Below are 21,188 nucleotides of genomic sequence, written 5' to 3'. Positions count from 1 at the left end.
TAGCAGACAAGGAGTGACGGGTGAGGCGATTGCCGGGGATTTTACTGCTTACTGGAGCCGCGCTCGTTGTGATCGCTGCCCTGCTGGTTAGCGGCCTGCGTATTGCTTTACCGCATCTTAACGCCTGGCGTCCGGAAATCCTCAACAAAATAGAATCCGCGACTGGCATGCCGGTAGAAGCCAGTCAGCTCTCAGCCAGCTGGCAGAATTTTGGCCCGACGCTTGAAGCACACGACATCCGTGCAGAACTAAAAGATGGCGGCGAATTTTCGGTTAAACGCGTTACTCTGGCGCTGGATGTCTGGCAGAGCCTGTTACATATGCGCTGGCAGTTTCGCGACCTCACTTTCTGGCAGCTGCGCTTTCGCACCAACACTCCTATCACCAGCGGTGGTAGCGATGACAGTCTGGAAGCCAGTCACATCAGCGATCTGTTTCTTCGTCAATTTGACCATTTCGATCTCCGCGACAGTGAAGTCAGTTTTCTGACGCCATCCGGTCAGCGCGCCGAGCTGGCGATCCCACAACTCACCTGGCTGAACGATCCACGTCGACACCGTGCGGAAGGCCTGGTAAGCCTCTCCAGCCTTACCGGACAGCACGGCGTGATGCAGGTGCGCATGGATTTGCGCGATGATGAGGGGTTGTTAAGCAATGGTCGCGTCTGGCTACAGGCGGATGACATCGACCTGAAGCCGTGGCTCGGTAAATGGATGCAGGACAATATTGCTCTGGAAACGGCACAGTTCTCCCTTGAAGGCTGGATGACGATCGACAAAGGCGATGTAACCGGCGGTGACGTCTGGCTGAAACAGGGCGGTGCCAGCTGGTTGGGCGAGAAGCAAACGCATACGCTGTCGGTGGATAATCTGACCGCGCATATTACGCGTGAAAATCCGGGCTGGCAGTTCTCTATTCCCGATACACGGATCACGATGGACGGCAAACCCTGGCCGAGCGGAGCATTGACGCTGGCCTGGATACCGGAACAGGACGTTGGCGGCAAAGACAATAAACGCAGTGACGAACTCCGGATTCGCGCTAGTAATCTGGAGCTGGCAGGCCTGGAGGGCATACGCCCGCTGGCCGCGAAACTTTCACCTGCACTGGGTGATGTTTGGCGCTCCACACAACCGAGCGGCAAGATTAACACTCTGGCGCTGGATATCCCGCTTCAGGCGGCAGACAAGACCCGTTTTCAGGCATCGTGGAGCGATCTGGCCTGGAAGCAATGGAAATTATTACCGGGTGCGGAACACTTCTCCGGGACGCTTTCCGGCAGCGTTGAAAATGGTTTGCTTACCGCGTCGATGAAGCAGGCAAAGATGCCTTACGAAACGGTATTCCGTGCGCCACTGGAAATCGCCGACGGCCAGGCAACTATAAGCTGGCTGAACAATGACAAAGGTTTCCAGCTGGATGGGCGTAATATTGACGTTAAAGCCAAAGCCGTCCATGCGCGCGGCGGTTTTCGTTACCTGCAACCTGCTAACGATGAACCCTGGCTGGGTATTCTGGCTGGCATCAGTACCGATGATGGTTCACAAGCCTGGCGCTATTTCCCGGAAAACTTGATGGGTAAAGACCTGGTTGATTATTTAAGTGGTGCGATTCAGGGCGGTGAAGCGGATAACGCGACGCTGGTTTATGGTGGCAATCCGCAACTCTTCCCCTATAAACACAACGAAGGTCAGTTTGAAGTGCTGGTGCCGCTGCGCAACGCGAAGTTTGCCTTCCAGCCGGACTGGCCTGCATTAACTAACCTTGATATTGAACTGGACTTTATTAACGACGGTTTATGGATGAAAACCGATGGCGTTAATCTGGGCGGCGTGCGCGCGAGTAATCTCACCGCAGTGATCCCTGACTACTCAAAAGAAAAACTGCTGATTGACGCTGACATTAAAGGTCCGGGTAAAGCCGTTGGCCCTTACTTTGATGAGACACCGCTGAAAGATTCTCTGGGTGCGACCCTGCAAGAACTCCAGCTCGACGGCGATGTGAATGCTCGCTTACATCTTGATATCCCGCTGAACGGCGAACTGGTAACCGCGAAAGGTGAAGTGACGCTGCGTAATAACAGTCTGTTTATCAAACCACTCGACAGCATCCTGAAAAATTTGAGCGGTAAATTCAGCTTTATCAATGGCGATCTGCAAAGTGAACCACTGACAGCAAGCTGGTTTAATCAGCCGTTGAACGTGGATTTTTCCACCAAAGAAGGGGCAAAAGCCTACCAGGTTGCGGTGAATCTCAACGGTAACTGGCAACCGGCGAAAACCGGCGTTCTGCCTGAAGCGGTGAACGAAGCATTGAGTGGCAGCGTGGCGTGGGATGGTAAAGTGGGCATTGATCTGCCTTATCATGCTGGCGCGACCTATAACGTAGAGCTGAACGGCGATCTGAATAATGTGAGTAGTCACTTACCTTCACCGTTAGCCAAACCTGCGGGTGAACCACTAGCGGTAAACGTTAAGGTTGATGGCAATCTCAACAGCTTTGAATTAACCGGACAGGCTGGTGCGGATAACCATTTCAATAGCCGCTGGTTGCTTGGTCAAAAGCTGACGCTCGATCGTGCTATTTGGGCGGCAGACAGTAAAACGCTCCCGCCGTTGCCGGAACAAAGTGGCGTTGAACTTAATATGCCGCCGATGAATGGTGCCGAGTGGCTGGCCCTGTTCCAGAAAGGCGCTGCGGAGAGTGTCGGTGGTGCAGCGAGTTTCCCACAACACATAACGTTACGTACGCCTATGTTGTCACTGGGAAATCAGCAATGGAATAACCTGAGTATTGTTTCGCAACCGACGGCAAATGGCACCCTGGTTGAGGCGCAAGGGCGTGAAATCAACGCCACGCTAGCGATGCGTAATAACGCGCCGTGGCTGGCGAATATCAAATATCTTTATTACAACCCGAGCGTGGCGAAAACTCGTGGTGATTCAACGCCGTCATCACCTTTCCCGACAACGGAGCGCATTAACTTCCGTGGCTGGCCGGACGCACAAATACGATGCACAGAGTGCTGGTTCTGGGGGCAAAAATTCGGTCGCATTGACAGTGATATCACCATTTCTGGCGATACGTTAACGCTGACCAATGGACTGATTGATACTGGTTTCTCGCGGCTTACTGCCGATGGTGAATGGGTTAATAATCCGGGGAATGAACGTACCTCGCTGAAAGGAAAACTGCGTGGGCAGAAAATTGATGCCGCCGCAGAATTTTTTGGTGTCACGACGCCCATACGCCAGTCGTCATTTAATGTGGATTACGATTTACACTGGCGCAAAGCACCCTGGCAGCCAGATGAAGCGACGTTGAATGGCATCATTCATACTCAACTGGGTAAAGGCGAAATTACCGAAATCAATACCGGACATGCCGGGCAATTGCTGCGCTTATTGAGCGTAGATGCCCTGATGCGTAAGCTGCGTTTTGATTTCAGAGACACTTTTGGCGAAGGGTTCTATTTTGACTCCATTCGCAGCACCGCGTGGATTAAAGACGGCGTTATGCACACCGACGACACGCTGGTGGATGGCCTGGAGGCGGATATCGCCATGAAAGGGTCGGTAAATCTGGTACGCCGCGACCTGAATATGGAAGCGGTTGTCGCACCAGAGATTTCTGCGACGGTGGGCGTGGCTGCGGCTTTTGCGGTTAACCCCATTGTTGGCGCGGCAGTGTTTGCCGCCAGTAAAGTGCTGGGGCCGCTGTGGAGCAAAGTCTCCATTTTGCGCTATCACATTTCGGGTCCGCTGGACGATCCGCAAATCAACGAAGTGTTGCGCCAACCGCGTAAAGAAAAAGCGCAATGATTTGACGAGGGCGCGTAATTGCCCCAATCTCATATGATAATCGTTGCCAAAGGCCAACGAGCCGGAACATAACTGTAGGCCGGATAGGGCGTTCACGCCGCATCCGGCAGCCGTAAAAAATCCTCTACTGCAGTAACTAACGAGTAGCAAAAACGATGAGTCTGAACCTGGTAAGTGAACAATTGCTAGCGGCGAACGGCCTGAAACATCAGGACTTGTTCGCGATCCTCGGTCAACTGGCCGAACGTCGCCTTGATTATGGCGATCTCTATTTTCAGTCGAGCTATCACGAATCCTGGGTTTTAGAAGACCGCATTATTAAAGATGGTTCTTACAACATCGATCAGGGCGTTGGCGTGCGTGCAATCAGCGGTGAAAAAACCGGATTTGCTTACGCTGACCAAATCAGCCTGCTGGCGCTGGAACAGAGTGCGCAAGCGGCGCGCACCATCGTCCGTGATAGTGGTGATGGCAAAGTACAGACGCTGGGCGCGGTAGAGCATAGCCCGTTGTATACCTCGGTAGATCCGCTGCAAAGCATGAGCCGTGAAGAGAAGCTGGATATCCTGCGTCGCGTCGATAAGGTTGCTCGCGAAGCGGACAAGCGCGTACAGGAAGTGACTGCCAGCCTCAGTGGTGTCTATGAATTAATTCTGGTTGCGGCCACCGACGGCACGCTAGCGGCGGATGTCCGTCCGCTGGTGCGTCTTTCCGTGAGCGTTCTGGTCGAAGAAGATGGCAAACGCGAACGCGGTGCCAGTGGCGGCGGCGGTCGTTTTGGTTATGAGTTCTTCCTTGCCGATCTTGACGGCGAAGTCCGTGCGGATGCATGGGCAAAAGAAGCAGTGCGTATGGCGCTGGTCAATCTTTCTGCCGTTGCTGCACCAGCGGGCACCATGCCGGTAGTACTTGGCGCAGGTTGGCCGGGCGTGCTGTTGCATGAAGCGGTAGGTCACGGTCTGGAAGGCGACTTCAACCGCCGTGGCACTTCAGTATTTAGTGGACAGGTCGGGGAGCTGGTGGCTTCAGAACTGTGTACCGTGGTTGATGACGGCACGATGGTCGATCGCCGTGGTTCGGTGGCGATTGATGATGAAGGTACGCCAGGCCAGTACAACGTGCTGATTGAGAACGGCATTCTGAAAGGCTACATGCAGGATAAACTCAACGCGCGTTTGATGGGGATGACGCCGACTGGCAACGGTCGCCGTGAATCCTACGCCCATCTGCCCATGCCGCGTATGACCAACACCTATATGCTGCCGGGTAAATCGACCCCGCAAGAAATTATTGAATCCGTTGAGTACGGTATCTATGCACCGAACTTTGGTGGCGGTCAGGTGGATATCACCTCCGGCAAATTCGTTTTCTCCACTTCAGAAGCATATCTGATTGAAAACGGTAAAGTAACGAAGCCGGTGAAAGGCGCAACGTTGATTGGTTCCGGTATCGAAACCATGCAGCAGATTTCGATGGTTGGCAACGACCTGAAACTGGATAACGGCGTGGGTGTCTGCGGTAAAGAAGGGCAAAGTTTGCCGGTTGGCGTGGGCCAGCCAACGTTGAAAGTCGATAACCTGACTGTTGGCGGTACTGCGTAATAATTTCATTATTTTCAGAAGGATAATTAATCTTTCTACGTGCACGAACGGTCCCCTCGCTCCTCTGGGGTTAGGGTGAGGGGAACCCGTTGGCACAGGTTTGTAGAACGTAACAGTACAATATGAATTACTTCTCTTTCCCGCGCCCGTGCATCTCCTGAAACAATTTACCGACCTCAACAAAATAATCCGTCAGCGAGTTGATCACGACCTGTACCTTCAGCGGCAGCTTATCTTTTTCGGTATATAACGCATAAACCGGGCGTGGATCTGACTGATAACGCGGCAGCAGGATCTCCAGCTCCCCACGATTGATCTCGTTGATCACCCACATCAGCGGCACGTAGGCGATCCCGGCACCCGCCGTTAGCCAGCGCACCAGCGTCATCGGATCATTAGTCACAAATCTCCCTTGCGGGATCAGGCGAGTCGAGATCCCTTCCGGTGCAATCAGTTCAAATTCATTGTCGGGCCGCACGCTGTATTCAAGCCATGAATGGCTACTTAAATCGGCGGGTTTTTCCGGTATGCCGTATTGTGTGAGATAGCTTTTCGCGGCGCACACCACCATTGGCATCGCGCCAAGACGGCGGGAAAACAGGCTGGAATCCTGCAACGCGCCGACGCGGATCACCACATCCAGACCGTCGGCAATCAGGTCGGGGGCTGGAATTCCGGTAACCAGATTGGCGCTCAAACCTGGGTATTCTTTCAGCATTTTGGCTGTCAGCCCGGCGAGAACATTTTGTGCCATAGTTGAAGAACAGCCAATGCGTAGCGTCCCGATGGGGGTGTTATTGAAGGCATACAGTTGCTCATGAACATCCTGCACTTCATGAAGCATACGACGGCAGCCCTGGTAGTAAATTCTACCGGCTTCGGTCAGGCCAATGCTGCGTGTGCTACGGTTTAACAGCTTTACCTGCAACTCATCTTCCAGTTTTGACACCGTCTGACTGATGGACGAAACGCTCATCTGTAGCTGTCTGGCGGCGGCGGTAAAAGAGCCAAATTCAACTACTTTGGCAAACACCGACATGCGTTTTAGTCGTTCCATTATTCACTCTGACTTAAAAGTGATTTAGATCACATAATATAGATAACAGCATAACAGTTACGCTAATATATTAAATATCAATCTACAGCAATGTTGCTCTCGCCCGGCTTTCCATGCCCTTCTCTGCGGCGACAGATGCTGAAAATAATAACGCCTGCTCTCTCTATACAACCAAGGTCAACATGAGTCTGTTTCCCGTTATCGTGGTGTTTGGGCTGCCCTTCCCACCGATATTTTTTGAATTGCTTTTATCACTGGCGATTTTCTGGCTGGTGCGCCGGGTACTTGTGCCAACAGGTATCTACGACTTTGTCTGGCATCCGGCGTTGTTCAACACCGCGCTCTATTGCTGCTTGTTTTATTTGATATCGCGACTGTTCGTTTGAGGTTGAAGTGAAAACACTAATAAGAAAATTCTCCCGTACGGCCATCACGGTCGTATTAGTCATTCTGGCCTTCATCGCAATTTTTAATGCCTGGGTCTATTACACCGAATCCCCCTGGACGCGTGACGCGCGCTTTAGCGCTGACGTCGTTGCGATCGCGCCGGACGTTTCTGGACTCATTACCCAGGTGAATGTTCATGATAACCAGCTGGTGAAAAAAGGACAGATACTGTTCACCATCGACCAGCCGCGCTATCAAAAGGCGCTTGAGGAAGCGCAAGCCGATGTTGCTTATTATCAGGTACTGGCACAGGAGAAACGCCAGGAGGCCGGACGTCGTAACCGTCTCGGTGTGCAGGCGATGTCTCGCGAAGAGATCGACCAGGCTAACAACGTACTACAAACGGTTCTGCATCAGTTAGCGAAAGCGCAGGCGACCCGCGATCTGGCAAAACTGGATCTTGAACGCACGGTGATCCGAGCGCCAGCAGATGGCTGGGTGACCAACCTCAACGTCTATACCGGTGAGTTTATTACTCGAGGATCAACGGCGGTTGCGCTGGTGAAACAGAACTCCTTCTATGTACTGGCCTATATGGAAGAAACTAAGCTGGAAGGGGTGCGTCCGGGGTATCGTGCAGAGATCACGCCGCTTGGCAGTAACAAAGTGCTGAAAGGGACTGTTGATAGTGTTGCCGCTGGGGTCACCAACGCCAGCAGCACGCGTGACGACAAAGGGATGGCGACCATCGACTCTGACCTTGAATGGGTGCGTTTGGCGCAACGTGTTCCGGTTCGTATTCGTCTCGACAACCAGCAAGAGAACATCTGGCCTGCGGGCACCACTGCTACAGTGGTGGTCACTGGCAAACAAGATCGCGACGAAAGCCAGGATTCGTTCTTCCGTAAAATGGCCCATCGCCTGCGTGAGTTTGGTTAATCACGATGGGTATTTTCTCCATTGCTAACCAACATATTCGCTTTGCGGTAAAACTGGCGACCGCCATTGTACTGGCGCTGTTTGTTGGCTTTCACTTCCAGCTGGAAACGCCACGCTGGGCGGTACTGACAGCGGCGATTGTTGCCGCCGGTCCGGCCTTTGCTGCGGGAGGTGAACCGTATTCTGGCGCTATTCGCTATCGTGGCTTTTTGCGCATCATCGGCACATTTATTGGCTGTATTGCCGGACTGGTGATCATCATTGCGATGATCCGCGCACCATTATTGATGATTCTGGTGTGCTGTATCTGGGCCGGTTTTTGTACCTGGATATCCTCGCTGGTACGAATAGAAAACTCGTACGCGTGGGGGCTGGCCGGTTATACCGCGCTGATCATTGTGATCACCATTCAGCCGGAACCATTGCTTACGCCGCAGTTTGCCGTCGAACGTTGTAGCGAGATCGTTATCGGTATTGTGTGTGCGATTATGGCGGATTTGCTCTTTTCTCCGCGATCGATCAAACAAGAAGTAGATCGAGAGCTGGAAAGTTTGCTGGTCGCGCAATATCAATTAATGCAACTCTGTATCAAGCATGGCGATGGTGAAGTTGTCGATAAAGCCTGGGGCGACCTGGTGCGACGCACCACGGCACTACAAGGCATGCGCAGCAACCTGAATATGGAATCTTCCCGCTGGGCGCGGGCCAATCGACGTTTAAAAGCGATCAATACGCTATCGCTGACGCTGATTACCCAATCCTGCGAAACTTATCTTATTCAGAATACGCGCCCGGAATTGATCACTGATACTTTCCGCGAATTTTTTGACACGCCGGTAGAAACCGCGCAGGACGTCCACAAGCAGCTCAAACGCCTGCGGAGAGTTATCGCCTGGACTGGGGAACGGGAAACGCCTGTCACCATTTATAGCTGGGTCGCGGCGGCAACGCGTTATCAGCTTCTCAAGCGCGGCGTTATCAGTAACACAAAAATCAACGCCACCGAAGAAGAGATCCTGCAAGGCGAACCGGAAGTAAAAGTAGAGTCAGCCGAACGTCATCATGCAATGGTTAACTTCTGGCGAACCACACTTTCCTGCATTCTGGGCACGCTTTTCTGGCTGTGGACGGGCTGGACTTCCGGCAGTGGTGCAATGGTGATGATTGCGGTCGTGACGTCACTGGCAATGCGTTTGCCGAATCCACGCATGGTGGCGATCGACTTTATCTATGGGACGCTGGCCGCGCTGCCGTTAGGGCTGCTCTACTTTTTGGTGATTATCCCTAATACCCAACAGAGCATGTTGCTGCTGTGTATTAGCCTGGCAGTGCTGGGATTCTTCCTCGGTATAGAAGTACAGAAACGGCGACTGGGCTCGATGGGGGCACTGGCCAGCACCATAAATATTATCGTGCTGGATAACCCGATGACTTTCCATTTCAGTCAGTTTCTCGACAGCGCATTAGGACAAATCGTCGGCTGTGTGCTCGCGTTCACCGTTATTTTGCTGGTGCGGGATAAATCGCGCGACAGGACTGGACGTGTACTGCTTAATCAGTTTGTTTCTGCCGCTGTTTCCGCGATGACTACCAATGTGGCACGTCGTAAAGAGAACCACCTCCCGGCACTTTATCAGCAGCTGTTTTTGCTGATGAATAAGTTCCCAGGGGATTTGCCGAAATTTCGCCTGGCGCTGACGATGATTATCGCGCACCAGCGCCTGCGTGATGCGCCGATCCCGGTTAACGAGGATTTATCGGCGTTTCACCGACAAATGCGCCGCACAGCAGACCATGTGATATCTGCCCGTAGCGATGATAAACGTCGTCGGTACTTTGGCCAGTTGCTGGAAGAACTGGAAATCTACCAGGAAAAGCTACGCATCTGGCAAGCGCCACCGCAGGTGACGGAACCGGTTCATCGGCTGGCGGGGATGCTCCATAAGTATCAACATGCGTTGACCGATAGTTAAGTCAAAACCGACGCCAAAAGCGTCGGTTTTTTCATGGCTATACTTAGCGATGCACGGCAGAACTCGCCGCGAAACGTGACGGTGGCAACAGATGAATATTTATGCCTTTGATTTTGATGAGATTGAGAGTCAGGAGGATTTTTATCGTGACTTTAGCCAAACCTTTGGTCTGGCTAAAGATAAGGTACGCGATCTCGACTCACTATGGGATGTGTTAATGAACGATGTCCTGCCGCTACCACTTGAGATTGAATTTGTTCATCTGGGAGAGAAAACGCGTCGCCGTTTTGGCGCGTTAATATTGCTGTTTGATGAGGCAGAGGAAGAGCTGGAAGGGCATTTGCGTTTTAATGTTCGTCATTAGCGCAAAAAAAAGCCCACGAACCGGGGGCAATATCGTCGGACAAAACGATGAGGGTTTATTTGTACAGTTCAGCCGTAGCGTGCCAGGTGTCACCGCTACGAGCTTCAGTAATCTGGTAGGCCGTTGCGCCTTTCTCTTCCGCTTTTTTGTTCAGCATTTCACGTATATCCATTGGCGAAGACGCCACACCACTTACGGATACGGTCCCGATTGCTTCACGATTTTGTGCTTGTGCAGCATCAATGGAGTCGGCAGCGAATGCACCGAAAGAGAGAACAGAAAGTACGCTTAATGCAGCTACAGTGGTTTTGATTTTCATGATTTTTACCTCGACATAATCTTTTAGCTGGGCCTTTGTTTCGTGACCCATATCACAAAATCAAGTATACACTAATTATTGAACTAATTAATACCACACTAACTGTTTCAGTTGATACTAAGTGTTAAAAATGTGAATTTTAATAACAAAAAAGTATAAAAAACACGGTTATTTATTATTAATTATAGTATTTTCAATTAGATAATGAATTTTGCATAATGTGCTTTTTTTACCGTATGTATTCATTTTGTGAATGATGTGTCGCGGTAAAACGCACTATTCGTTAAATGTATCGCAGGAGAAAGAAGGGGAATGAGAGGGATAAGCAACATTTTCCCCGCCGCCAGAAGCGACGGGGCAGAGATTAAAGCTCCTGGTCGAACAGCTCTAAAATCGCTTCGTACAGGTCTTTGACGGTGAAACCGTTAGCAGGGGTGGTAAAGATGGTGTCATCGCCAGCGATGGTGCCCAGAATACCTTCTGCTTTGCCCAGTGAGTCCAGCAGGCGAGCAATTAACTGCGCCGCGCCAGGGCTGGTATGAATCACGACAACTGCATCGTTGTAGTCGATATCCAGCACCAGATTCTTCAATGGACTGGAGGTGGTTGGTACACCCAGTTCAGCTGGCAGGCAGTAAACCATTTCCATTTTGGCATTGCGTGTACGTACAGCACCAAACTTGGTCAACATCCGCGAGACTTTAGACTGATTAATATTGTCAAAGCCTTGCTCCTGCAACGCGGCGACGATTTCGCCCTGGGAGCTAAATTTCTCTTCTTTAAGTAATGCTTTAAATGCTTTAACTAGTTCTTCTTGCTTAGCCGAGCTTCGCATAAGTCACCCGATATGGTGGTTGATACAACATTATTGTGCATACAGATGAATTTTTATGCAAACAGTCAGCCCTGAAGAAGGCTGAAATAATGTTATGAAAGAGCGGGATTTTATCAAATTTCGTTATTGAGAAACATGCCTGCGTCACGGCATGCAAATTCTGTTTAAAAGTAAATTAATTGTTATCAAATTGATGTTGTTTTGGCTGAACGGTAGGGTATATTGTCACCACCTGTTGGAATGTTGCGCTAATGCATAAGCGACTGTTAATTACGTAAGTTAGGTTCCTGATTACGGCAATTAAATGCATAAACGCTAAACTTGCGTGACTACACATTCTTGAGATGTGGTCATTGTAAACGGCAATTTTGTGGATTAAGGTCGCGGCAGCGGAGCAACATATCTTAGTTTATCAATATAATAAGGAGTTTAGGATGAAAGTCGCAGTCCTCGGCGCTGCTGGCGGTATTGGCCAGGCGCTTGCACTACTGTTAAAAACCCAACTGCCTTCAGGTTCAGAACTCTCTCTGTATGATATCGCTCCAGTGACTCCCGGTGTGGCCGTCGATCTGAGCCATATCCCTACTGCTGTGAAAATCAAAGGTTTTTCTGGTGAAGATGCGACTCCGGCGCTGGAAGGCGCAGATGTCGTTCTTATCTCTGCAGGCGTAGCGCGTAAACCGGGTATGGATCGTTCCGACCTGTTTAACGTTAACGCCGGCATCGTGAAAAACCTGGTACAGCAAGTTGCGAAAAACTGCCCGAAAGCGTGCATTGGTATTATCACTAACCCGGTTAACACCACAGTTGCAATTGCTGCTGAAGTGCTGAAAAAAGCCGGTGTTTATGACAAAAACAAACTGTTCGGCGTTACCACGCTGGATATCATTCGTTCCAACACCTTTGTTGCGGAACTGAAAGGCAAACAGCCAGGCGAAGTTGAAGTGCCGGTTATTGGCGGTCACTCTGGTGTTACCATTCTGCCGCTGCTGTCACAGGTTCCTGGCGTTAGTTTTACCGAGCAGGAAGTGGCTGATCTGACCAAACGTATCCAGAACGCGGGTACTGAGGTGGTTGAAGCGAAAGCCGGTGGCGGGTCTGCAACCCTGTCTATGGGCCAGGCAGCTGCACGTTTTGGTCTGTCTCTGGTTCGTGCACTGCAGGGCGAACAAGGCGTTGTCGAATGTGCCTACGTTGAAGGCGACGGTCAGTACGCCCGTTTCTTCTCTCAACCGCTGCTGCTGGGTAAAAACGGCGTGGAAGAGCGTAAATCTATCGGTACCCTGAGCGCATTTGAACAGAACGCGCTGGAAGGTATGCTGGATACGCTCAAGAAAGATATCGCCCTGGGCAAAGAGTTCGTTAATAAGTAATTGATTAGCGAATAATAAAAAACCGGAGCACAGACTCCGGTTTTTGTTTTGAGCACTCGACTTAATTGGTTGCCGGATATTCCTGAATGGTGACCTGCAGCGTTAACTGCTTATCATCACGCATCACTACAACCGGGATCACCGAACCAGGGCGAATTTCCGCCACCTGATCCATCGTCTCCAGAGCAGAGATGGCCGGTTTGTTATCCACCGAAATAATCAGATCGTTGACCTGAATACCCGCATTCGCCGCTGGGCCGTCAGGTGACACTTCATTAACCACGATCCCTTGCAGTTGATCTATACCACCGCTCTGCGCGTGCAGTGGTGCGATCTCGCGTCCGCCGATACCAATGTAGCCGCGGATCACGCGACCATCGCGGATCAGCTTATCCATAATTTTGGTTGCTAACTGGAAAGGAATCGCAAAGCCGATACCTTCCGGCGTTTCGCCATCGTTACTCTTATCAAACGACAGCGTGTTAATGCCCATCAGTTCTCCCAGCGAGTTCACCAGCGCGCCGCCAGAGTTACCGTGGTTAATGGAAGCATCGGTTTGTAGGAAGTTTTGCCGCCCGGTCGGGTTCAGACCGATTCGACCCGTGGCACTAATAATCCCTTGGGTAATGGTCTGCCCGAGGTTGTACGGGTTACCGATCGCCAGTACTACGTCGCCAATGTGCGGTACGCGACGTGCATTAATTGGAATGGTAGGTAAACCGCCAGTGGCATTAATTTTAAGTACCGCCAGATCGGTTAGAGAGTCAGATCCCACCAGCAATGCTTCAAATACACGTCCATCCTGTAAGGCGACGATGATCTGATCGGCGTCGTTGATGACGTGTTTATTGGTGATGATATAACCGCGTTGATCCATGATTACACCGGATCCCAGGGTGCGGATCTCAAGCTGGTTGTGAGAGTTGGTGTTCAAACCACGGTTGTAAACGTTAACCACCGCTGGCGCGGCGCGGCGAACCGCCAGATTATAGCTGGCAGGCGTCTCATCGGTACTGTCAAATTGCGGAGTGGAAAGCGGGTTAAGGCTGCGCAGCGAAGGCATGGCAACCAGCAGAATAGCGCCGACAATTAATCCAATCGCAACGGAACGTAAGAGCTTCACAAACATGATGGAGGCGTCATTAAAAAAGGGAACGGCAGCAGCATACCACGAGTTAACCGGACATCACACGTCAGCCTGATGCCCGGTTTACGACATTAACGCATCAGCAGATAGATGCTTTCATTGCCGCGTACAATTTGCAGGGCGATGATGGCCGGTTTTGCCGCCAGCACTTTACGCATTTCAGCAATCGAGTTCACCCGATCGCGGTTGACGCCAATGATCACATCGTCTTTTTGCAAGCCAGCCTGAGCAGCTGGGCTTCCTTTGACAACTTCATCTATCTTAATACCTTTGCCGCCATCTTTTAGCTGACCATCGCTCAACGTTGCACCTTCCAGCGCTGGCCGACGAAGAGGTGCTGGTATCAAGCGTCACTTCTACTTCCAGTGGTTTGCCGTTACGCAGCAGGCCAAGCTTCACTTTCGTGCCCGGCTCTGTAGTCGCGATACGAGAGCGCAACTCAGCAAAGCTATTCAGCGGTTTGCCGTTGAGGCTGGTAATAATATCGCCCGCTTTGACGCCCGCTTTCGCTGAGCCAGAACTTGGCAACACTTCGCTGACAAACGCGCCACGCTGCACGTCAAGGTTGAAGGCTTTGGCGATATCGGCACTCATCTCGGTGCCTTTGATGCCTAACAAACCGCGTTTGATTTCACCAAAGTCGATAAGCTGCTGCGCCAGTGTTCGCGCCATATTACTGGGGATGGCAAATCCAATCCCGACGCTCCCGCCGCCAGGCGCAAGGATTGCAGTGTTGATGCCAATTAACTCACCGTTAAGGTTTAATAGTGCACCGCCGGAGTTACCGCGGTTAATGGAAGCATCTGTCTGGATAAAGTTTTCCAGACCTTCAAGATTCAACCCGCTGCGGCCTAATGCGGAAACAATGCCAGAGGTGGCGGTTTGCCCAAGGCCAAATGGGTTACCGACCGCTACGGCAAAATCACCGACGCGCAATTTATCGGAGTCGGCAATAGCGATTTGCGTTAATTTGCTCGGGTTTTGAATTTGTAACAGGGCGATATCGCTCTGGTCATCGCTACCAATCAGTTTTGCATCAAACTCGCGCCCATCATTGAGCTGAATACTGATTTTCTGTGCCTGATTAATCACATGGTTGTTGGTCAGCACATAGCCTTTACTGGCGTTGATGATGACACCGGAACCTAAACCTTCGAAGGGTTGTGCAGGTTGATCCGGTAAATCATCACCAAAAAACTTTTTGAATTCTTCCGGGATTTTCTGTCCCTGACTGGCCGTTCCTTCCACCCGTACGCTCACCACTGCCGGAAGCACTTTTTCCAGCATTGGAGCCAGACTGGGGAGAGGGGCCTGATCGGCAACCTGGCCTGGAATCGACGCGACGGCCTGAAATGACGCCGAGAGAGTTAACCCGGCACTTAACGCTAATGCACTCAACAGCTGGGTTTGTTTTTTCATTATTCCTGCTCTCGTACCTGAATGATAAGAAAAGAGATTCAAAACAGTTTGATGTTATTGAATTTTCAGACGGCTAACAATGAGACACCAGATTAAATGATAGTCGGGGAGGGAGAGAAGAGGAGGGCGCAATGGCTGCGCCCGAAAAATAAATTAGTCGCGCTTCGCGCCAGTACGCAGCAGGCCGGATGCGCCTTCAGAATAGTCGCGAGGCACCTGCACCGGTGCCTGATCGTTGCTGGCTTCAGACTCTGCCAGACGATTACGGAACGGGTTTGCTTCAGCAGACAGTTCCGGCAGCAGGCTGCTGGAGCTTTTTGCCATGTGCTGATACAGCTGGCGATAGTCGTGCGCCATGGTATCCAGTAATTCCGCGCTGCGGGCAAAGTGGCTAACCAGCTCTTCGCGATACTCGTCCAGTTCAGCTTTATTCTTTTCCAGTTCGTACTGCAACGCCTGTTGCTGGCGTAGTTTACGATTACCAAAACGCATGGCCACAGCACCAATAATGATGCCGACGACTAACCCAATTAGCGCATATTCCCAGGTCATGAACATCTCCCGTTGTCTTTTGTTTCCGTAGGGTGTTGGCTTCAGGCTCCATGCCTGCGGCTGATTATGCCACTATAACCGTTAATTCCACAGAAGTGGAATCCCGACTGCATATCGCGTAGTGTAGAACGGCCTTTTTTTCGTCAACCGTGAACAACGGCGCACCGATTATTCAAGGAATAACAATAAGATCATGCAAAGCGTTACCCCAACATCGCAATACCTGAAGGCGCTCAATGAAGGCAGCCATCAACCCGACGACGTTCAAAAAGAGGCCGTCAGCCGCCTGGAAATTATTTATCAAGAACTCATCAATAGCAGGCCACCAGCCCCCAGGACGAGTGGGCTAATGGCGCGGGTCGGTAAGCTGTGGGGTAAACGCGAAGACACAAAGCATACGCCAGTGCGTGGCTTATATATGTGGGGCGGTGTAGGACGCGGGAAAACCTGGCTGATGGACCTTTTCTATCAAAGCCTGCCGGGAGAGCGGAAACAGCGCCTGCACTTTCACCGTTTTATGCTGCGGGTGCACGAAGAGCTAACTGCCTTACAGGGGCAGACCGATCCGCTGGAAATTATTGCCGATCGCTTTAAAGCCGAAACTGACGTGCTCTGTTTTGACGAATTTTTTGTTTCTGATATTACCGACGCCATGCTACTTGGCGGTCTGATGAAAGCCCTGTTCACCCGCGGTATTACCCTGGTAGCGACGTCAAATATTCCGCCGGACGAACTTTATCGAAATGGCCTGCAACGTGCGCGTTTTCTGCCTGCAATCGATGCCATTAAACAGCATTGTGATGTAATGAACGTGGACGCTGGTGTTGATTATCGACTGCGTACACTCACTCAGGCGCATCTGTGGCTTTCGCCACTCAACGATGAAACCCGGGCGCAGATGGATAAACTATGGTTGGCGCTGGCGGGGGTGAAACGAGAAAATTCACCGACGTTAGAAATCAACCATCGGCCATTGGCGACAATGGGCGTCGAGAACCAGACGCTGGCGGTTTCTTTTACTACGCTGTGCGTCGACGCCCGCAGTCAGCATGACTATATTGCGCTCTCACGCCTGTTTCACACAGTAATGTTGTTTGATGTGCCAGTCATGACGCGGTTGATGGAGAGCGAAGCGCGGCGCTTTATTGCGCTGGTGGATGAGTTTTACGAGCGCCATGTCAAATTAGTGGTGAGTGCAGAAGTGCCGCTGTATGAAATTTATCAGGGTGAGCGGCTGAAGTTTGAGTTCCAGCGTTGCCTGTCACGTCTGCAAGAGATGCAAAGCGAAGAGTATCTGAAGCGCGAGCATTTGGCGGGTTAAAACCTGCCACAAATCACAAAAAGGGGTCGATCTTTGACCCCGACTTCTCTATAATCCTGCGACCCCACGTTACAAGAAAGTTTTTTTCCCAAAACTTTTTGTGTGCTGGCATAGGCTATTCGAAGGGGTAGGTTTGCCGGACTTTGTCGTGTGAACCTCAACAATTGAAGACGTTTGGGTGTTCACCAACGTGTAACTATTTATTGGGTAAGCTTTTAATGAAAACTTTTACAGCTAAACCAGAAACCGTAAAACGCGACTGGTATGTTGTTGACGCGACCGGTAAAACTCTGGGCCGTCTGGCTACTGAACTGGCTCGTCGCCTGCGCGGTAAGCACAAAGCGGAATATACTCCGCACGTAGATACCGGTGATTACATCATCGTTCTGAACGCTGACAAAGTTGCTGTAACCGGCAACAAGCGTACTGACAAAGTGTACTATCACCACACCGGCCACATCGGTGGTATCAAACAAGCGACCTTTGAAGAGATGATTGCTCGCCGTCCTGAGCGTGTGATTGAAATCGCGGTTAAAGGCATGTTGCCAAAAGGCCCGCTGGGTCGTGCTATGTTCCGTAAACTGAAAGTTTACGCGGGTAACGAGCACAACCACGCGGCACAGCAACCGCAAGTTCTTGACATCTAATCGGGATTATAGGCAATGGCTGAAAATCAATACTACGGCACTGGTCGCCGCAAAAGTTCCGCAGCTCGCGTTTTCATCAAACCGGGCAACGGTAAAATCGTAATCAACCAACGTTCTCTGGAACAGTACTTCGGTCGTGAAACTGCCCGCATGGTAGTTCGTCAGCCGCTGGAACTGGTCGACATGGTTGAGAAACTGGACCTGTACATCACCGTTAAAGGTGGTGGTATCTCTGGTCAGGCTGGTGCGATCCGTCACGGTATCACCCGCGCTCTGATGGAATACGACGAGTCCCTGCGTTCTGAACTGCGTAAAGCTGGCTTCGTTACTCGTGACGCTCGTCAGGTTGAACGTAAGAAAGTCGGTCTGCGTAAAGCACGTCGTCGTCCGCAGTTCTCCAAACGTTAATTGGCTTCTGCTACGGCAGAAAACAATTTGCGAAAAAACCCGCTTCGGCGGGTTTTTTTATGGCTAAATTCTGAATCAGCGTAAAAAATGGGAAGTTGCTTTTTGCTGCCGTCTGAAAGACAGGTAAAACAAAAACCACATCGCCAATAAGGGTCTAAGTCAACTATTTCAGACTAAAGCGCATCTCTTTTTCCCCATTTCCGGCATCCACTCACCACAAAGGTCGCAAAATCTGGTAAACTATCATCCAATTTTCTGCCCAAATGTCGGGTATTGCTCATTTTTTGTTTGATTTTCGAACAAAGAGAGTCGTTCCTTATTGGGTAACACAACTTCTGACTGGCCACCTGGTGGCTGGTAGCAGTAAAAATTCTGACTATACCTGGAGGTTTTCATGGCTGTCGCTGCCAACAAACGTTCGGTAATGACGCTGTTTTCCGGTCCTACTGACATCTATAGCCATCAGGTCCGCATTGTGCTGGCTGAGAAAGGTGTAAGTTTCGAGATCGAACACGTGGAAAAGGACAATCCGCCTCAGGATCTGATTGACCTCAACCCGAATCAGAGCGTTCCGACCCTGGTGGATCGTGAGCTGACCCTGTGGGAATCTCGCATCATTATGGAATATCTGGATGAGCGTTTCCCGCATCCGCCACTGATGCCTGTTTACCCGGTAGCTCGCGGTGAAAGCCGTCTGTACATGCATCGCATCGAAAAAGACTGGTACACGCTGATGAACACTATCATCAACGGTTCAGCTTCTGAAGCAGATGCCGCACGTAAGCAACTGCGCGAAGAACTGCTGGCGATTGCGCCGGTCTTCGGTCAGAAGCCGTACTTCCTGAGCGATGAGTTCAGCCTGGTCGATTGCTACCTTGCTCCGCTGCTGTGGCGTCTGCCGCAACTGGGCATCGAGTTCAGCGGCCCGGGTGCGAAAGAGCTGAAAGGCTATATGACCCGCGTCTTTGAGCGTGACTCTTTCCTTGCTTCTTTAACTGAAGCAGAACGTGAAATGCGTCTGGGCCGGAGTTAATCTGTATGGATTTGTCACAGCTAACACCACGTCGTCCCTATCTGCTGCGTGCATTCTATGAGTGGTTGCTGGATAACCAGCTCACGCCGCACCTGGTGGTGGATGTGACGCTCCCTGGCGTGCAGGTTCCTATGGAATATGCGCGTGACGGGCAAATCGTACTCAACATTGCGCCGCGTGCTGTCGGCAATCTGGAACTGGCGAATGATGAGGTGCGCTTTAACGCGCGCTTTGGTGGCATTCCGCGTCAGGTTTCTGTGCCGCTGGCTGCCGTGCTGGCTATCTACGCCCGTGAAAATGGCGCAGGCACGATGTTTGAGCCTGAAGCTGCCTACGATGAAGATACCAGCATCATGAATGATGAAGAGGCATCGGCAGACAACGAAACCGTTATGTCGGTTATTGATGGCGACAAGCCAGATCACGATGATGACACTCATCCTGACGATGAACCTCCGCAGCCACCACGCGGTGGTCGACCGGCATTACGCGTTGTGAAGTAATACAAAACAGGCCCAGGCGGCCTGTTTTGTCTTTTTAATGACTTAATAAAATAGCGTGATTGTGGCAATCATATTCACCACGAAACCGACTGCCATGGGGATCGCTGTCCGCTTCACCACCGCAAAAGGCGAAACGCCTGCAATTCCTGACGTAACGACCACCACCGCAGTAATCGGCGAAACCGCGCGCGCTAGCGTCGTGGCAAAATGCATCGGCATAATCATTACAACCGCTGGTACATGTAGTCCGGCTGCGATATTCGGAATAAGACTGGCAAATGACATAAACGGCGCATTGCCAGAGCCCATCACAATGGCACAAATGGCAATGACTAGCGCCATAATAATCATCACGCCAATACCGCCCAGACCAGAATGCTCCGCACCCCTGATAACCGCATCAACAGTGCCAATCGTCGTTAAGCCTTTCGCAAATATTTCACCCGCGACCACCAGCGTTACCACGTTGACAAACTGCGTACCCATGCCGTCAAAAAACGCCTGCACATCGTCCATTGTTTCGCGCAAGTTATGCTTGCGGAAGAACTCAACAAACATCGTCACCGTCAAACTTAGTAACATCACCACCACCAGATGCAGTTCTGACTGCATCAGCCCGACGTGGGCGAGGAACAGCGAGCCGAGCATCAGGATTAACGGCATCACAGGTAAAATGGCGTAATAGAGCGGCGGGACATTATCGAGAGTTTTTTGCTCTGCCTGTTCGTGATTGATATTTTTATCTTTTTTGTCAAAAGCGCGTTGCACGAAAAAGTGGGAGATCGCCACCGAGATAATGACGCAAGAGGCGACCGGAAGCTGGTAGTGGAAGAAGTATGTGGCAATTTTCATTCCCGCGACCTGGGCTGCAAAAATGGAGTTCGTTTCCAGAATCCCCCACTCAATGGACATCGTGGTTGCGATAACCGCCACCGCAGAGAGGCGACTTACTCCCAGACTCACCAGCGTCGGAAATAAGGTGACCATCAGCAACATACCCAGACCGGAGGCGCTGGTAATAAACTGCGCCATGATTTGGCCGATGACGTAAGTTGCCGACAGAATAATATACGGCGAGCGAATGAGTTTTAACGGGCGGCTTAGCAAGCTCACCATCGCGCAACTGGCTCCTATGCGCTCCATGTAGCGGGCATAACCGCCCACCGCCATAATCGACAGCCCCAATCCGGCAATGCGGTTGGACAGCATGCGCAGGATTTCATTATAAATGTCGACGATCAAGTAGCCGCTGCTTTTGGCGGGATCGAGTACACCACCGAACCCTAACCAGACTCCGCACATCATCAGGAAGACACCTGCGGCAGCCAGCACCACCTGAGGTTTGTAGTTTTTCAGGATCAAATAGCCCATCGTAATTAATACGATGACAGATATAATTATGCCGAACATTGTTGGGTAATGACTCCAACTTACTGATAGTGTTTTATGTTCAGATAATGCCCGATGACCTTGTCATGCAGCTCCACCG

19 protein-coding genes and 1 pseudogene are annotated in these 21,188 nt (G+C 51.2%); 12 read left to right on the top strand and 8 right to left on the bottom strand.

Annotation, left to right across the window (positions count from 1 at the left end):
* The first annotated feature begins 20 nt into the window (after positions 1-20).
* Together yhdP and tldD are read left to right on the top strand one after the other, a co-directional pair.
* Positions 21-3,821 (top strand): AsmA2 domain-containing protein YhdP, encoded by a 3,801-nt coding sequence (yhdP, locus tag ABZJ92_RS09760; protein ID WP_001253639.1) that lies wholly within the window; start codon positions 21-23, stop codon positions 3,819-3,821.
* 155 nt (positions 3,822-3,976) lie between these two features.
* Positions 3,977-5,422, top strand: coding sequence for a metalloprotease TldD (gene tldD / locus ABZJ92_RS09755; protein WP_000055909.1), 1,446 nt, complete (start codon positions 3,977-3,979; stop codon positions 5,420-5,422).
* A gap of 127 nt (positions 5,423-5,549) precedes the next feature.
* Here tldD and aaeR read toward each other — a convergent pair whose 3' ends face one another.
* Positions 5,550-6,479, bottom strand: a complete 930-nt coding sequence (gene aaeR, locus ABZJ92_RS09750) for an HTH-type transcriptional activator AaeR (RefSeq protein WP_000440309.1) — start codon at positions 6,477-6,479, stop codon at positions 5,550-5,552.
* 182 nt (positions 6,480-6,661) lie between these two features.
* Between aaeR and aaeX the strand changes: the two genes are divergently transcribed.
* The 4 genes from aaeX to ABZJ92_RS09730 all read left to right on the top strand — a co-directional run bounded on the left by aaeX (position 6,662) and on the right by ABZJ92_RS09730 (position 10,142).
* Positions 6,662-6,865: a p-hydroxybenzoic acid efflux pump operon protein AaeX gene (aaeX, locus tag ABZJ92_RS09745; RefSeq protein WP_353765436.1), complete on the top strand. Its 204-nt coding sequence runs from the start codon at positions 6,662-6,664 to the stop codon at positions 6,863-6,865.
* 7 nt (positions 6,866-6,872) lie between these two features.
* Positions 6,873-7,805, top strand: a complete 933-nt coding sequence (aaeA, locus tag ABZJ92_RS09740; RefSeq protein ID WP_000854019.1) for a p-hydroxybenzoic acid efflux pump subunit AaeA — start codon at positions 6,873-6,875, stop codon at positions 7,803-7,805.
* Positions 7,806-7,810: 5 nt separating this feature from the next.
* Positions 7,811-9,778 (top strand): p-hydroxybenzoic acid efflux pump subunit AaeB, encoded by a 1,968-nt coding sequence (gene aaeB / locus ABZJ92_RS09735; protein ID WP_000510962.1) that lies wholly within the window; start codon positions 7,811-7,813, stop codon positions 9,776-9,778.
* A gap of 91 nt (positions 9,779-9,869) precedes the next feature.
* Entirely contained in the window at positions 9,870-10,142 is a 273-nt protein-coding gene (locus tag ABZJ92_RS09730) for a barstar family protein (protein WP_001028769.1), read from the top strand.
* A 55-nt stretch (positions 10,143-10,197) separates the two neighbouring features.
* Here the strand turns inward: ABZJ92_RS09730 and yhcN are convergent, their stop codons facing one another.
* Entirely contained in the window at positions 10,198-10,461 is a 264-nt protein-coding gene (gene yhcN, locus ABZJ92_RS09725; RefSeq protein ID WP_000695688.1) for a peroxide/acid stress response protein YhcN, read from the bottom strand.
* 364 nt (positions 10,462-10,825) lie between these two features.
* Entirely contained in the window at positions 10,826-11,296 is a 471-nt protein-coding gene (gene argR, locus ABZJ92_RS09720) for a transcriptional regulator ArgR (protein WP_001257846.1), read from the bottom strand.
* Positions 11,297-11,730: 434 nt separating this feature from the next.
* On the opposite strand from argR, the gene mdh reads away from it, so the two are divergent.
* The gene (gene mdh, locus ABZJ92_RS09715; protein WP_005050705.1) at positions 11,731-12,669 is read left to right on the top strand and encodes a malate dehydrogenase; all 939 of its coding nucleotides are present in this window, start codon (positions 11,731-11,733) and stop codon (positions 12,667-12,669) included.
* A gap of 61 nt (positions 12,670-12,730) precedes the next feature.
* On the opposite strand, the gene degS is transcribed toward mdh, so the two are convergent.
* The 3 genes and pseudogenes from degS to zapG form a co-directional block, all read right to left on the bottom strand.
* The gene (degS, locus tag ABZJ92_RS09710; protein WP_000497724.1) at positions 12,731-13,798 is read right to left on the bottom strand and encodes an outer membrane-stress sensor serine endopeptidase DegS; all 1,068 of its coding nucleotides are present in this window, start codon (positions 13,796-13,798) and stop codon (positions 12,731-12,733) included.
* A gap of 89 nt (positions 13,799-13,887) precedes the next feature.
* Positions 13,888-15,235, bottom strand: a pseudogene (degQ, locus tag ABZJ92_RS09705) (serine endoprotease DegQ).
* A 153-nt stretch (positions 15,236-15,388) separates the two neighbouring features.
* Positions 15,389-15,787, bottom strand: a complete 399-nt coding sequence (gene zapG, locus ABZJ92_RS09700) for a Z-ring associated protein ZapG (protein WP_005050708.1) — start codon at positions 15,785-15,787, stop codon at positions 15,389-15,391.
* A 193-nt stretch (positions 15,788-15,980) separates the two neighbouring features.
* On the opposite strand from zapG, the gene zapE reads away from it, so the two are divergent.
* From zapE to sspB, 5 genes are all read left to right on the top strand, one after another.
* Entirely contained in the window at positions 15,981-17,108 is a 1,128-nt protein-coding gene (gene zapE / locus ABZJ92_RS09695; protein WP_001192314.1) for a cell division protein ZapE, read from the top strand.
* A gap of 218 nt (positions 17,109-17,326) precedes the next feature.
* Entirely contained in the window at positions 17,327-17,755 is a 429-nt protein-coding gene (gene rplM / locus ABZJ92_RS09690; protein ID WP_000847559.1) for a 50S ribosomal protein L13, read from the top strand.
* 15 nt (positions 17,756-17,770) lie between these two features.
* Positions 17,771-18,163, top strand: coding sequence for a 30S ribosomal protein S9 (gene rpsI, locus ABZJ92_RS09685; RefSeq protein WP_000829818.1), 393 nt, complete (start codon positions 17,771-17,773; stop codon positions 18,161-18,163).
* A 394-nt stretch (positions 18,164-18,557) separates the two neighbouring features.
* Positions 18,558-19,196: a stringent starvation protein SspA gene (sspA, locus tag ABZJ92_RS09680; RefSeq protein ID WP_000257293.1), complete on the top strand. Its 639-nt coding sequence runs from the start codon at positions 18,558-18,560 to the stop codon at positions 19,194-19,196.
* A gap of 5 nt (positions 19,197-19,201) precedes the next feature.
* Entirely contained in the window at positions 19,202-19,699 is a 498-nt protein-coding gene (gene sspB, locus ABZJ92_RS09675; RefSeq protein WP_000366129.1) for a ClpXP protease specificity-enhancing factor, read from the top strand.
* 42 nt (positions 19,700-19,741) lie between these two features.
* Here sspB and dcuC read toward each other — a convergent pair whose 3' ends face one another.
* Together dcuC and ABZJ92_RS09665 are read right to left on the bottom strand one after the other, a co-directional pair.
* Positions 19,742-21,109 (bottom strand): anaerobic C4-dicarboxylate transporter DcuC, encoded by a 1,368-nt coding sequence (gene dcuC, locus ABZJ92_RS09670; RefSeq protein WP_000467026.1) that lies wholly within the window; start codon positions 21,107-21,109, stop codon positions 19,742-19,744.
* 20 nt (positions 21,110-21,129) lie between these two features.
* Positions 21,130-21,186: an IS1 family transposase gene (locus ABZJ92_RS09665; protein WP_003032489.1), complete on the bottom strand. Its 57-nt coding sequence runs from the start codon at positions 21,184-21,186 to the stop codon at positions 21,130-21,132.
* Positions 21,187-21,188: the final 2 nt, after the last annotated feature.

The organism is Shigella sp. FJ200513 (assembly GCF_040495915.1).
GTDB lineage: Bacteria > Pseudomonadota > Gammaproteobacteria > Enterobacterales > Enterobacteriaceae > ECMA0423.
Note: the sequence above shows the minus strand (reverse complement) of the source record. Positions and strands in the feature narration are given on the sequence as shown.